The sequence below is a fragment of the Nonomuraea sp. CA-141351 genome, assembly GCF_050944675.1.
Lineage (GTDB): Bacteria > Actinomycetota > Actinomycetes > Streptosporangiales > Streptosporangiaceae > Nonomuraea.
Genome location: NZ_CP191982.1, coordinates 7,668,542 through 7,682,431 on the forward strand (window position 1 = coordinate 7,668,542; position 13,890 = coordinate 7,682,431).

The 13,890-nt window shown below is 71.4% G+C and carries 10 protein-coding genes; 5 read left to right on the forward strand and 5 right to left on the reverse strand.

The genetic code is table 11. The features are described from left to right. Positions 1-59 precede the first annotated feature (59 nt). The 4 genes from ACQPWU_RS36175 to ACQPWU_RS36190 are packed head-to-tail and all read left to right on the forward strand — an operon-like array spanning position 60 to position 5,636. Entirely contained in the window at positions 60-722 is a 663-nt protein-coding gene (locus ACQPWU_RS36175; protein WP_433429833.1) for a sensor domain-containing protein, read from the forward strand. Positions 723-741: 19 nt separating this feature from the next. Continuing rightward, complete coding sequence (locus ACQPWU_RS36180) at positions 742-1,827, forward strand: endonuclease domain-containing protein (protein ID WP_433429835.1); 1,086 nt, start codon at positions 742-744, stop codon at positions 1,825-1,827. A 3-nt stretch (positions 1,828-1,830) separates the two neighbouring features. Further along, on the forward strand, positions 1,831-2,463 hold the full coding sequence (locus ACQPWU_RS36185; protein WP_433429836.1) for a hypothetical protein: 633 nt from the start codon (positions 1,831-1,833) through the stop codon (positions 2,461-2,463). Further along, positions 2,460-5,636: an ATP-binding protein gene (locus tag ACQPWU_RS36190; protein ID WP_433429838.1), complete on the forward strand. Its 3,177-nt coding sequence runs from the start codon at positions 2,460-2,462 to the stop codon at positions 5,634-5,636. The genes ACQPWU_RS36185 and ACQPWU_RS36190 overlap by 4 nt, the downstream gene beginning before the upstream one ends. On the opposite strand, the gene ACQPWU_RS36195 is transcribed toward ACQPWU_RS36190, so the two are convergent. Continuing rightward, positions 5,605-6,414, reverse strand: coding sequence for an SDR family NAD(P)-dependent oxidoreductase (locus ACQPWU_RS36195; protein ID WP_433429839.1), 810 nt, complete (start codon positions 6,412-6,414; stop codon positions 5,605-5,607). The two genes, ACQPWU_RS36190 and ACQPWU_RS36195, sit on opposite strands and share 32 nt — an antisense overlap. A 71-nt stretch (positions 6,415-6,485) precedes the next feature. On the opposite strand from ACQPWU_RS36195, the gene ACQPWU_RS36200 reads away from it, so the two are divergent. Continuing rightward, a complete protein-coding gene (locus ACQPWU_RS36200) occupies positions 6,486-7,031 on the forward strand; it encodes a TetR/AcrR family transcriptional regulator (protein WP_360711997.1) in 546 nt (181 codons plus the stop codon). Here ACQPWU_RS36200 and ACQPWU_RS36205 read toward each other — a convergent pair. From ACQPWU_RS36205 to ACQPWU_RS36220, 4 genes are all read right to left on the reverse strand, one after another. Then, the gene (locus tag ACQPWU_RS36205) at positions 7,016-10,744 is read right to left on the reverse strand and encodes a S8 family peptidase (RefSeq protein WP_433429840.1); all 3,729 of its coding nucleotides are present in this window, start codon (positions 10,742-10,744) and stop codon (positions 7,016-7,018) included. The two genes, ACQPWU_RS36200 and ACQPWU_RS36205, sit on opposite strands and share 16 nt — an antisense overlap. A 150-nt stretch (positions 10,745-10,894) precedes the next feature. Then, the gene (locus ACQPWU_RS36210; RefSeq protein WP_433429841.1) at positions 10,895-11,992 is read right to left on the reverse strand and encodes a PqqD family protein; all 1,098 of its coding nucleotides are present in this window, start codon (positions 11,990-11,992) and stop codon (positions 10,895-10,897) included. Then, the gene (locus tag ACQPWU_RS36215) at positions 11,989-13,038 is read right to left on the reverse strand and encodes a HesA/MoeB/ThiF family protein (RefSeq protein WP_433429842.1); all 1,050 of its coding nucleotides are present in this window, start codon (positions 13,036-13,038) and stop codon (positions 11,989-11,991) included. Before ACQPWU_RS36215 ends, ACQPWU_RS36210 begins: the two co-directional genes overlap by 4 nt. A gap of 223 nt (positions 13,039-13,261) precedes the next feature. Next, positions 13,262-13,819, reverse strand: a complete 558-nt coding sequence (locus tag ACQPWU_RS36220; protein ID WP_433429843.1) for a dienelactone hydrolase family protein — start codon at positions 13,817-13,819, stop codon at positions 13,262-13,264. Positions 13,820-13,890 lie beyond the last annotated feature (71 nt).

The window sequence follows — 13,890 nt, forward strand, 5'->3', positions numbered from 1 at the left end:
CACGCACAGGCCCGCACGCAGGCTCGATGGTCGCGGGCCCGGCTCGTAGCGTTTTCCCCATGAGAACCCTCCAGCGCCTCACCACCGACACCCGCTACGTCCTGCTCGGCCTCCCGCTGGCCGTCGCCTCGTTCACCGTCACCGTCGCCGGGGTCTCGGCGGGCCTGGGCGCCGCCGTCGTCTTCGTCGGCCTGCCCGTGCTCGCCGCGACCGCCGCCGCGTCCCGCCACCTCGCCGACCTCGAACGGGTCGCGCTCCCCCGCGTGCTCGGCCACCCGGTCGCCCGCCCGCCGTACACGCCCGCCCCCGAGGGCGCGGGCTGGTTCCGCCGCGCGATGAACCCGCTGACCAGCGGCCAGGCGTGGATGGATCTCCTGAACGGGATCATCGCGTTCCCGTTCTCGCTGGCCGCCTTCATCCTCACCGCCGTGTGGTGGACCGGGGCCGTCGCCGGCCTCGCCTTCCCCATCTACGGCTGGGCCATCGCCCGGATCCCCGGCGTCGGGCACGGGCTGCCCGAGTGGCTCGGGTTCGCCGGCAGCCCCACGATGTTCGTGATCGTCAACACGGCGGTGGGCGCACTGTTCGCCCTGACCCTGCTGCCGGTGGTCCGGATCGCCGCCCTGCTCAAGGCGAGCGTGGCCCAGGTCCTGCTCACCCGCGCCGCCTACCCCGAGAAGCCCGCCATGACCCCGGAACCGGTCTGGCTGGCGGGCCGGTAGCCGGGATACCCTCCCGGACATGTCCGGTCGTGGGGTGCGAGGCGTCGCGTGGTCGGAGTTACCGATCGGCCGCGTGGTCCGGCTCGACGGCGACGCGGACGCCATCGCCCTCGCCGTCGACCCGCTTCCGCCCGGCGCGCCCGCCATCGTCACCTACTTCACCGCCGAGCCCCGTTCCACTTCCGAAATGGCCGCCTCTGTCCTGCGCGAGCTGGACAAGGCGGCCTTGGCCCTGTTCCCCGCCTGGCTGCCCGGCGCCGAGGGCATCGAGGGGCCCGGCGGCGCGCACCTTCCGGCCGTGCGCGCGCTGGCGCTGCGCAAGGCCTCGGCCGGCGAACACTTCGGCCCTTTCCTCGCCGAGCTGGCCGAGCGGGCGCTGGCGGGCGGAGAGAGCGCGTTCCCTCCTGAGGTGCGGATGGCGGGGCTGGTCCGAGTGCTGGCCGACAGTTTCGGCCGGGCGCGGGCAGCCATCCTGGTGCGCGTTCCCGATGGGCTCGGTGCAGTGGCGGAGGAGGTGCTCGTCGGCACCTGCGAATGGATGGCCCATCGGGGGGCGGCCGGCGTCTGGCTCACGGGCGCGCCGCTGAAAGCGGTGGACCGGGTGGAGACCATGCCGCTGGACGTGCCGGGCGTCGCCAAGCTCGGCATGGCCCCGGACCCTGGTGGCGTCACGGAGCCCGGAGTCGCCGGGGAGCGCGGCCTGACCGGTCCGGCCACCGCCTCCAGCCCGCCTGCCGTCGGCTACCCGGCGGTCGCCGGACGGCCGCATCCGGGCAGCCCCAGCGAGCAGGCCCTGGAGGTGGCGCTGGCCACGCGCGAGTGGGCCTCGGGAAGGGCCTGGAACCAGACGTACCAGCCGCACCCGCTGGCCGTCCCGATCCGGCTGGACCTCCTGTGGGAGAAGGAGCGGTGCGTGGTGGAGATCGACGGCCCGGAGCACCGGGGAGCCGCCAAGTTCGCCGACGACCGGCAGCGGGACGTCCGGCTCCAATTAGATGGTTACGCCGTGCTGCGCTTCCCCGATGTCCAGGTACTGACTGACATCGAAACCGTGATCCGCCAGATCGGGCAGTTCCTGCGGGGTCGCCGCGGGACGAAAGGATGAGATATGCCAGACGACGGGCTGTCGCTCCCGGAGTTCTCCGCACTGGTTGTGCTGGCCGTCGAAGCCCGCGAGATCTCCAACAGCGAGCTGAAACAGCAACACAAGCTGACAATCGACGGCAGGCTACGGCGCAAGCTCAATGACCTGAAGCTGGTGGAGAGCCACAAGCCGGGCCGGGCGTACGTCCATGTGCTGACGGACGCCGGATGGGCCCGCCTGGCGGAGGATCTGCGCGCCGGGAGGCTCCCGGCTCAGTCCGGCTCGTCAGGGGCGATCGCTCGGGCGCTGCTCGGCTGGCTGCCGCGCTTCATGGAACGTACCGACCAGCGGCTGGCCGACATCTTCCAGCCCGACGACGACGCGGCCCAGCCCGTCGACCTCGAGGCGAGGATTCGCGCGGCTTACGCCGAGCTGGCGCCGCGGCCCGAAGCCTGGGTCAGCCTGGCCAAGCTGCGCCCCCTGCTGGGTGACGTGCCGAAGACGGAGGTCGACGCGGCGCTGGCGCGCATGGAACGGCTGAGCGACGTCGACCTCGTCCCCGAGTCGAACCAGAAGACACTCACCCCTCAGGACCGCGCGGCCGCGGTGGTCATCGGCAAGCAGGACAAGCACCTGCTCTGGATCGGCAGGCCATGAGCATCCTGGGCACGGATGCGCTCTCCGCGCTCAGGTTCAACTACACCGAGAGCGCGGACGACGTCTGGCGTCGCTCGGCCTTCCACGTGGACGGCCTGCATTCCGCCTCGACGAAGGTCGTTCTCGAGGGCCTGGCCGAGGCCGCCGCCGAGCCTGGCGCCAGTCCCGTCGGTGTGGTGGTGCTGGGCCAGCGCGGCACGGGTAAGACCCACCTGCTCGGCTGGTTGCGCGAGGAGACAGAGCGAGCGGGAGGCTACTTCGTCCTGATCGGCCTGCTGAGCGCCAAGGGGTTCTGGGACAGCACCGTCGTGTCCCTCCTCGACAGCCTGAACCGAGTGGGCAACGACGGGCAGAGCCAGCTCGGGCGATTCCTGTCGTGCCTGGCCTCGAAGGTCGGCGTCTCCAGGATGGTGGGGCGGGCAATCTCCGGCAAAAGGCTCGTCACCAAGGAGGAGCTCGACGCCTTCGTCACGGCCCTGCGCCGCTTCGACCGGCATGTCGGAGGTCAGGCCCAGGACACCGCACGGGCTCTGGTGTTACAGGCCAGCGAGGACCATGCGATGCAGGACCTCGGCGAGGCGTTCCTCTCGTCGGCGCCGGAGGAGGCGCCAGGAGAGCGTGCCCGCTGGGGGATCCGGCACGTCGTAAGGAGCGCACAGGAGATCGTCAGGGACATCTCCCGCCTGCTGGCCCTCACCGGCCCGACCGTGATCGCCGTCGACCAGATCGACCCGCTCGTCGCGCAGTCCTCGACGGCGACCGCTCACGAGGCGGTCCTCGACCCCGGCGAGAAGCTCACGATCGAGCTGATCGCGGGCGGGCTGATGGAGCTGCGCGAGGTGACCCGCAGGACGCTGACCGTCGTCTCGTGCATACCGGCGACCTGGGGGCTCATCGAGAACGTCGCGGTCGACACCGTCGCCGACCGGTTCAGGCGGCCGGTCCGGCTCATGACCGTGCCCGACGCCGAGACGGCGCGCCGGCTGGTGGCCAAGCGGTTCGAGGTGCAGTACGGAGCGGCAGGGATCAAGCCGCCCTATCCGACCTGGCCGGTGAAGCCGTCGGCCTTCGAGCACGCTCCCGGTTTCACGCCGCGACGGCTGCTCATCGAGATCGACCGGCACGTCCGCGTGTGCCTGGTGGACGGGGAGGTCAGGGAGCTGGAGGGGTTCGACGACGCCGCGGTGGGCGGTGGCCCCTCACCCGCTCAGGCCACCGATCTCGGCGTGCTCGACGCTCGGTTCGCCGAGTTGCGGGACGCCTGGCGGCCTCCCGTGATCGACCAGGTCAGCGAGGACGCGGTGATGCCCGCTCTGCTGTCCGCGGGGCTGTCGGCCTGGATCGCCGAGCAGGGTGAGCCGGGCATGGTGTTCACCGTGGACCCGCCGCCGAGCTCCAAGCCGCCCCTGCACGCGCGGCTTCGCCGTACGCTCGACGAGGCCAGGGAGGACGAGATCCACTGGGCCTTCCGCGCGATCACCGCGAGGCACGGCAACGCGGCGCTGAACCGGATCCGCAGGGCGTCCGTGATGGCCGGACTGGACGGGGAGGTGCCGAAGCGGCGGCTGTTCCTGCTCAGGAACGAGCCCTGGTCCAAGGGCACGGCCACGCAGGCGGCCATCGCGGCGTTCGAGCAGGCCGGCGGGCGGACCCTGCAGGTGAGCGAGGACGACCTGAGGGTGCTGGCGGCGCTCAATGCGCTGCTCGCCGAGAACCCGCCGGACCTGCCGGCCTGGCTGGCGGAACGCCGGCCGACCCGCGGGGTGACGTTCCTGAGCGAGGCGCTGGCCGACGCCTGGAGCGTTCCCGGAAGCGAGCCTGGTCCCAGCGCGGGCTCCGGTGCTTACCGCGTCCATGGTCCGGCGAGCGACAGCCCCGGCGTGGACGGGCCGGCGGGCTCCGGGAGTGCGCACTCGAGCGGGCCCGCCGGCCCGCGCGTGCCGTACGTCCCGGTCGGCAGGCGGGACTCGGACGGCGCGCCCGTCAGCGTGGCGCTGGAGGCCCTCAGGAAGCACGTCACGATCTTCGCCGGGTCCGGCTCGGGAAAGACCGTGCTCATCCGCCGCCTGGTGGAGGAATGTGCGCTGTTCGGCGTCTCAGCCATCGTGCTCGACCCGAACAACGACCTGGCCAGGCTGGGCGAGCGCTGGCCGGAGGCGCCGGCGCACTGGGAGGATGGCGACGCGCGCAGGGCCGAGGAGTACCTGGCGGGCACCGACGTGGTGGTCTGGACCCCTGGCAGGACAGGCGGGCGGCCGCTGACATTCCAGCCGCTGCCTGACTTCGCGGCGCTGGCCGGCGATCCCGACGAGTTCGCCGAGGCGGTGGAGGCGGCGGCCGCGTTCATCGTGCCGCGCGTGCGGCTCGATGCCAACACCGCCAAGGCGCAGCTCGGCCAGGCCGTGCTCAGGAAGGCACTGGCGTACTACGGCCTGCGGGGCGCGCGGAGCCTGAAAGGCTTCGCCGCGCTGCTGTCGGACCTGCCCGAGGGCGTGAGCGAGCTGGCCAACGCGCCCCGCATCGCAGCCGACCTCGCCCAGTCGCTGACCGCCGCCATGGACAACGACCCGCTGTTCGGCGGCGCGGGAGAGCCGGTGGACCCGGCGCTCCTGGTCAGCCCGCCCGAGGGGAAGCAGGCCCGCGTCTCGGTGATCAGCCTGGTCGGGCTTCCCGGTCTCGACCAGCGGCAGAGCTTCGTGAGCCGGCTCCAGATGGAGTTGTTCCTGTGGTTCAAGCGGCACCCTGTGCAGGATCGCCCGCTGGGCGCGCTCCTGGTGATGGACGAGGCACAGACGTTCGCGCCGGCCACCGGCGGCGCCGCCTCCACCCGCAGCACGCTGCTGCTGGCCTCGCAGGCCCGCAAGTACGGCCTCGGCCTGGTTTTCGCCACGCAGGCGCCCAAGGGACTGCACAACCAGATCCCCGGCAACTCGGCCACACAGTTCTTCGGTCTGCTCAACGCGCCGATCCAGATCTCCGCCGCCAGGGAGCTGGCCCGCGCCAAGGGCGGCGACGTGCCGGAGGTCTCGCGGCTGCGCTCAGGCGAGTTCTATGCGGCTGTCGAGGGCGAGCCGTTCGTCAAGGCACGGGTGCCGATGTGCCTGACCTGGCACCCCAAGGCCCCGCTGACCACGGAGGAGGTCATCGAGGTGAGCCGGCGGCACTGGGTGTGAGGGCGTCGGCGACCTGCCTGGTGACGCGGCGGCCGATCAGGGCCAGGAGCTTGCGGGGGCGGCGCGGCATCAGGTGGGCGAGGCCCACGTTGCCGCGGCCCGGCACCACGTAGCCGCGGTCGCGGTCGAGGGCGCGCAGGGCCGAGGTGACGACCAGCTCGGGCGGGACCGGCTTGGCGCCGAGGGCCGCCTCCCGGGTGCCGATCTTGTCGAAGAACGGCGTCTCCACCGGCCCGGGCGCGACCGCGAGCACCTTGACGCCGCTGCCGCGCAGCTCGCTCCAGAGCGCGAGGCTGAAGTTGAGCACGAACGCCTTGGACGAGGCGTACGTCGCGAAGTAGGGGGCGATGGTGAAGCCGGCCGTGGACCCCACGTTCACCACCGCGCCCGAGCCGCGCTCGAGCATCCCTGGCAGGAACGCGTGCGTCAGCCCCACCAGCGCGACCACGTTGACCATGAGCTCCTCGTGCTCGCGCTCCGGCGCGATCTGCGCGAAGTGGCCCGCCGTGCCGAAGCCCGCGTTGTTGACCAGCAGGTCGACGGCGATCCCGCGGGCGGCGACCTCCTCGGCGACCCGGGTGGCCGCGTCGGGGGCGGACAGGTCCTGGACGAGCACCTCGGCCCGCACCCCGTGGGCCTGGCGCAACGAGGCGGCGAGTGTTTCCAGCGCGGGCCGGGACCTGGCGACCAGCACCAGGTCGTGCCCGCGGGCGGCCAGCCGGCGCGCGAACTCCGCGCCGATCCCGGAGGAGGCTCCGGTGACAAGAGCATGCGTCATGCTTTAAAAAGTATCAGATCTATCGCTATCTGCGGCAAATAGTCTCAGTTTGAGGCTGTAACGTCTCCTCCATGGGAAGACTGCGGGCCGACGCCGAGCGCAGCATGCGAGCAATCATGGCGGCGGCGGAAGAGGTGCTCAGCGCCAACCCGGTGGCCACGATGGAGCAGATCGCCGAGACCGCGGGCGTGGCCAGGGCCACCATCCACCGCAGGTTCGCCAGCAGGGAGGCGCTGATCGAGGCCATGGAGGTGGCCGCGTGGCGGGAGATCCAGGAGGCCGTGCACGCCGCTCGCCCGCACACCGCTCCCGCCATGGTGGCGCTGCACCAGGCCACGGCCAACATCCTGCAGATCAAGCCGGGCTGGCGGTTCACCCTGGCCCGCCAAGTGCCGCTCAGCCACGAGGCGCAGGCGGTGCGGGCCGAGGTGATGGAGCAGTGTGAGTCGGTGTTCGGGAAGCTGCTCGGCCCCGACGCCGACATCGTCTGGGCGCGGCAGGCCTATCTCGCGCTCCTGGGGGAGGCCGCGCACGGCTCTCCCCCAGGCTTCGATCCCGACGCGCTGGCCACGAGGGTGCTCGACACCCTCATGCACGGCGTTCAGCGCACCGCGTAAGCGCGGATCACCTCCTGCGACAGGGTGTTGCCGTTGACGTCGGAGGCGTTCAGCCGCAGCGACACGAACCCGGACGGCGAGCGGCCGAGCGTGGTCTCGTAGGCCCGCTCGCCCTTGTCACGCAGGCGGGCCTTCGTCCAGGTGGCGCCGTCGTCGTACGACACCTCCAGCGAGACGTCCTTGACCGCGCTCTGCTCCGCGCCCTCCTGGTGGTAGAGGGACAGGCCGAGCCTGCGCGAGCCGGCCTGGTTCTTCAGGTCCACGGGCGCGTCGAACGAGGCCAGCAGCAGCGGCACCACCGTCGTGCCCGCGGCCCGCTCCGAGCCGAACGTCCACACCGCCTTCGTACGGGTGGACAGCTTCGCCCACTCGGCCTCGTTGGCGACGGCGTACTCGATCCGGTACGTGGCCTTGTCCGGCGAGAGCACCCCGGAGCCCGAGGGCAGGTAGTTCGTCTGCCACAGCAGCGTGTCGCCCTGGTAGAGCCGGAAGTCGGTCTTCAGGCCGTGCTCGAACTGGCTGGTGTAGGCGTCGCCGTAGTTCCGGTCGGCGTCCACGAACCCCTGCATCGAGACGCGCAGCCGGTCCCCCTCCCTGCGCACCGGGTTGCGCGGGTTGATCCCGGGCAGCAGGGGCTGCTTGAACAGCGTCCGGCTGACCCGCTCCCCCACCTCGTACGGGCGGAACTCCGGCGACGACATCGAGATGCGTGGCGTGTCCGGGTGCGGCCACATGTTGTTGTAGGACCGCTCGGGGGTGCCCGCCGACGTGCTCCATCGCAGCTCGGGGTCCGGTGTGACGTAGTCGGTACGGGTGCGCGGCGCCTTGGCCATGGGGTGGTTCGTGGAGATGGACGAGGTGTCCCACGGCTCGAAGACGAACCTGGCCTCGTTCACCGTCACGTCGTCGGACAGCTGGCTGTGGTAGCCGGTCTCGATCCTGGCCAGCGACTTCGACCTCACCGTGTACGTGAGCGAGTCGCGTACCCGGCCCTTCTCGCGCAGGTACAGGTCGTAGACGTACGGGCTGGCGACGATCCCGGTGGCCAGGATCGGCACCGGCAGGCGGCGCAGCCGCTCGACCAGCTTCAGCCCCTCCTCGTGCGTCAGCCGCACGGTCGGGACGGCGAGCTTGACCATGTTGCCGCCGGTGGTGACGTCGGCGCCCGGCTGGTCGCTGTAGACGGCGACCAGCTTCGCCCCGGCGGCCGCGGCCGCGTTGGCCTGGGCGGAGACGGGCACGCTGTCGGTGCGCCGGATGACGGCGAGCTTGCCGCGCAGGTCGCGGGCCTTGATCTCCTCGGCGCTGCCCCGGCCCGCGTCCACGGCCAGGAGGAGCCGGGTGCCGTCCAGGCGCGGGTACTCGGTGGAGAAGTCGCTGAACTGGACAGGGTCGACGTACTGCGGGTCGAGGTTCAGGCCGGGCGTGGAGAGGGTGATCTCGGGGGCGGTCAGCCGCCAGCGGGTGGCGACGGTGAAGGTGCCCTTGGTGACCTTCCTGGTGGGCTGGACGAACAGCCGCTCCTCGATCTGCCCGCCGGGCGAGATCGTGGTGCCGCCGCGCAGCGCGGTGCCCGTCTTGCTCGAGCGGTACCACATGAGGGCGGCGGCGGCCCCGGTGTTCCGCTTGGTCTTGTGGTCGGGCGTCTCGACCTTGACCTCCATGGCCTTGCGGGCGTCCAGCACCACCTCGGTGTTCTCGGTGATCTCCATTTCCGGGTCGCCGACCAGGCTCTCGTTGAGCGGCTTGCCCGATGTGGTGCTGTCCTGCGTGGCGGGCATGGTGAAGATGTGGCCGAGCACGGAGTAGGTGCCGGGCTTGACCAGCAGGCAGGTGCCGGTGCCGTACTTCTGGTCGGTGCAGGGCTGGGACGGGTCGCCGGGCAGGAGCCGGCCGACCAGGGTGCCTTCGTCCAGGTTGAGCACGGTGAAGCCGCCGCGGCCGGTGCGGCCGTCCCTGGCGATGCCGCGTACGCGTAGCTCGACCCGCTTCTCGTCGACGCTGCCCGTCAGCAGCGTGCGTACCGTGCCGCCGCCCGCCACTGCAGCGGTCAGCTCCTGGCGCAGGAGCCCGGCCTTGTCCGCCTTGGCCGTGACCTTCACCTCGGCCGTCCCTCCGGCGGGCACGGTGAGCTTCGCCGGCTCGACGGTGAACGCGTCGCCGGTCGACAGGCTCAGCTCGGCGGGGGCCTGGCCGAGGTTGTGGTAGCCGACGGTGAGGCTCTTCTGCTCGCCCGTGGTGAGCTTGCCGAAGCCGGCCGAGCCCGTCGAGGCCACGACCGTGTCCTTGAGCGCGGCGGCCACGTCGATGCGGCCCGCGCCCTGGGCGTCCACGGCGATGCCCTGGCCCGGCTTGGCGCCGGCCATGAGCAGCGACTTCAGCTCGTTGCCGGTGATCCCCTGGCGGGCCTGCCGCAGCAGCGCGGCCGCGCCCGCCACGTGCGGGGTCGCCATCGAGGTGCCGGAGAGCGTGAGGCTGCCGCCGCCCGTCTTGGCTGCCGTGATGTCCACGCCTGGGGCGGTGACGTCGGGCTTGACGGCCAGGTCGGCGATGATCGGTCCCCTGCTGGAGAAGGGAGCAAGCTTGTCCTGTTTGTCCACGGCGCCGACGGTCAGTGCCTCGGGGGCGTCGCCAGGGGCGCCCACGCACTGGTCGCAGCCGTCGTTGCCGGCCGCCACCACGAACAGCGTGCCGTACTGCCGGCTGAGCCGCGTCAGGGCGGTGGTGAGCGGGCCGCCCGGTTCGCGGCTGCCGAGGCTCATGTTGACGATCTCGGCGTGCTTCTCGCCGGCCGCCCACTCCATGCCGTCGATGATCCAGGACAGCAGTCCGTAGCCGTCGGCGTCGAGCACGCGGCCGTTGAGCAGCCTCGCGCCGGGCGCGACGCCCTTGCCGATACCGTCGGCGCCCGTGCCCGCGATGGTGCTGGCGACGTGGGTGCCGTGCCCGTGGGGGTCGCCCGTGACGCTCTGGCCGGTGAAGTCGCGCTGGTCGGCGACCTTGCCCGCGAGGTCGGGGTGCGTGGCGTCCACGCCGGTGTCCAGGACGGCCACGGTCGTGCCGGTGCCGTCGTAGCCCGCGGCCCATGCCTCGGGCGCGCCGATCTGCGGCACGCTCTGCTCCAGTGCCGGCTCCACCTTGCGGTCGAGCCAGATCTTCTCCACGCCTGCCAGCGGCCCGGCCGCGCGCAGCGTCGGGGCGGCCAGCTTGGCCAGCTCCGTCCCGAACTTCGCCGCGTCCCGCGTGGCCACCTGGACGGCCGCGCCGCCGATGCTCTCCAGCGTACGGACCTGCTTCACGGCGGGGATCGCGGCCTTGGTGGTGTTGCCCGCGTACGTGAAAATGAGCGGGATCGCGGTGCCGAAGCCCTGCTCGGCTAACTCGGTCACGTTGAACAGCGCGGTGTCGAGCCGCTCGGGGACCAGGGCCGCGACGTCGTCGGGAATGACGGTCACGCCGTCGTCCGACTCCAGCACCTGGAACGTCGGCACGGACCCGTCAGCGCGCGGCGCGGGGGTGACGGTCACCGCGTGGTGCTCGCCGTCCACGGCCCGCACCTGCACCTGGTCGCCGGTGATCAGCGTGATCTCGTCGCTCGCCGGGGCCCTTGTGAACGCCGCCGGCGGGGATACCGTTGCCGCGTGCGCGCCGGGAGCCGCGAGCACCGATGCGACCATGACCATGGAGACGGCCGCAGCCCGCCATCGTCCCATGGACGACCTCCAGAAAATCGGTAAGCACGAATACCGCATTCCTAGTGATCTGGACGGCACGGTGTCTATGAGGTCGATGTGGCCACTTCCCGACTTGTCGTGAACTCGCCACCACCGGCTGCGGCTGGAAACCCACCGCCGTGGGCTATCTCACGAGCCCGGCCGGCTTCGCCGAAGGGCTCCACTCCGGGCTGACGTGATCAGCCGGCGGCCGAGCAGGGCCAGGTAGAGCACCCACCCGGCGGCCACCAGGGCGAGCGTGGCGACGGGCTGCCAGCCGGGCAGCTCCGCGACGGACCGCCGCACCACCGCGAGCGTGATCGGCACCGTGTAGAGGGCGAAGAACCCCAGCCCGAGCACCCGCCCCGCCACCAGGAACCACGCGTAGACGCGGACGCTGCGGCGGGCCTGCCCCGCGTTCCCCGCGAGCGCGGCGCGCAGGTACGCCTGCGCGTCCGCCATGAGGTTCTTGTTCCCGCTGGCGTTGGCGAAGGCGTAGTAGACGTCGGTACGCATGAAGAACAGGAACTGCCAGGCGATCTGCGACAGGCAGATGACCATGACCAGCCGCACGATGGCGAGGTCGGCGACGTACAGGACGCACGCCCCGGCGCAGACGAGGAACCAGTCGACCCGCATGCCCGCCAGATACGCGCGGTAGCGGGCCCTTCTGGGCACGCCCCAGATGCCGGTGATCCTGGTCTGCACGACCAGGAACTGCAGCCGGGTGCCGAGCGACAGCTCGGCCCGCACGTTCAGCGACCTCGCGGCGGCGACGTGGCCGAGCTCGTGCACCAGCACGAGGATCCACGAGCCGGCCACGAAGGCCACCGTGAACGTGAGGCTGTTGGACCACACCAGCGACGAGAAACCGGGCAGGATCTCCGGCCTGGCGACGGCGGCGGCCGGCGCGGCCGCCGTCAGCAGGGCCAGCACGGCGTGGGCGGTCCTGGAGAAGAGCCAGGCCACGTGACGGGGCCGGATCCGGTCCCAGAGGTTCGGCGGGCGGCGCGGCCGGCTGAGCAGCCCCGCTCCTTCGAGCCCGGTGACGAACTCGGCCACGTCCACGTCCACGCCGTGCTCGGCCAGCACCCGGGCACGGGCCTCCTCGGCCGTCCTGGTCCCGTCGAGCGACGCGATCACGGCCGCCGCCACCCCCGGCACGTTGACGAACGTCTCGCCGTTGCCGATCACATAGTCGTCCGGCCCGTCGGCGACGACAGTGAGGAACGACAAATCGGCCCTCACCCGCAGACCTCGCAGTCGTCCAGCCGGTCGAAGTCCCGGGCGGTGGTGGTGAGCGTGAGCAGGTCCAGCCAGACGCTCCTGCCCTCGATCGCGGACGCGCCGGTCCCGGTCAGGTGGCGGATCACCTCCGAGGCGAGCATCCCCGACACGATCCCGCACAAGGGCCCGAACGACGGGATCGTCCGCCCGGGGTTGTCGCTGACCGGCAATGTGGTGGTGCCGTAGCGCTCGGCGAGCGCGCGTTCCTGGCAGGCCAGGCAGCCGGTCTTGCCGGGCACGACGAGCGGCCCGAGCAGGCCGACGTGCTGGTTGAAGCCGCCGGTGACGAACGGCGTGCCCGCCTCGACGCAGGCCTGGTTGACCCAGCGGCGGATGTGCGGCTGCGGCGTGTCCACGGTGTTCACGACGAGGTCGGCGTCGGTGACGACGTCGCGCGGCCCGGCGATGCGCCTCCCGACCTGCCTGACCTCCAGGTCCGGGCAGTGCTCCAGGAGGGTGCGCGCGGCGGCGGCCGTCTTGGGCTCGCCGAGGTCGCGCACGGTGTAGAGGTGCTGGCGGTGCAGGTTGCTGAGCTCCACCCGGTCGTCGTCCAGGATCGTCAGCCGGCCCACGCCCGAGGTGGCGAGCTGGAGCGCGACGTGCCCGCCGATGGCGCCCGCGCCGAGTACCGCGACATGTCTGCGCGACAGGTCCGCGATCGCCGCGGCGGCCTGCTCCGCCGGGTGGAACATGGACAGCCACAGCCCTAACCGGGACAGCCTGGCCTCGCCGGTCAGCGTGCCGAGTTCGGTGTCGGTGACGAGAATCCGCGCGGCCAGAAGTTGCTCGACCGCCGCGTCGATATCCTGAGGATCGACGCCGTCGATGAGAGTGTGCAATTCACTCCGCTCGACGGGCGACTCGGCGCAGAGCCGGATCAGGCGGCGCAGGGGCGGCGGGGCGGGATCCAGTATTCGCCCGGTCGGCGGGAAATCGCCGAGCCGTATCCTCTCGTGTTCCTCGTCGATGAAAAGAGGAAAAGCCGGATTCACCTGAATCCTTGGCATGGAGACGACTCCAGAGCAGGTCGGAGGCGGGCCTCCCGCGGATGGGGGCCTCTGCGGGAGGCCGCGCAGACGGTCAGCAGCTGTTGCTGTTACCCGTCGTCTCGACTTCTTCGACCTTCTTGATCTCGATCGTCATGTGCGATCCCTCCGTCGATCTCGATTGGTCGATGTGATCGTAAATAAAACGCGAGAGAAAAGGGAGACCCAATTTGCGGAAAGCGCGTTATGTCCGGCCGAGAAACGCGAGCGACCGCTTCCACATGAGCGCCGCCGACTCTTCCGAGTAATCGGGCAGGCCGGGATCGGCGAACAAGTGTCGGTCACCCGGATAGACGAAGCACTCGAATCCCGCTCCCACCGCCGCTCCGAGCCTGGCGATCTCCTCCTTGTCCAGCCACGGATCGTGCTCGGCGTAGTGCACCTGCACGGGGACTCCGTCCGGCCACTCACCCTCGACGGCCACCCCGCCGTGGAACAGCAGAGCGCCCCTCGCCATCGGGTGCGTCGCCGCGAGCAACTGCGCCCCGTACGCTCCCAGCGAGAACCCGGCGAACACCGTGGGACCCGCCACCTCGTCCCCGATCCGGCGGAAGCGGCGGTCGAGCTCGTCGGGGCCCAGCGCGTCACGCTTGCGCAGACCCGGCTCGATGTCGGCGAAGACCTCGCCGTCGTAGTAGTCGGGCGTGCGCACGACGTGCCCGCCCGACCGCAGAACCTCCGCCGCCACGCCCACCCCCGGGCGCAGGCCCTGTGCGGAGTGCAAGAGGACGATCTCTGCCATGACGCCTGTGTACCACCGGGGCGCGAGGTGGACCAGCGCGAGCCGGTTGCCTAACGTGCTAAGGGCTTATT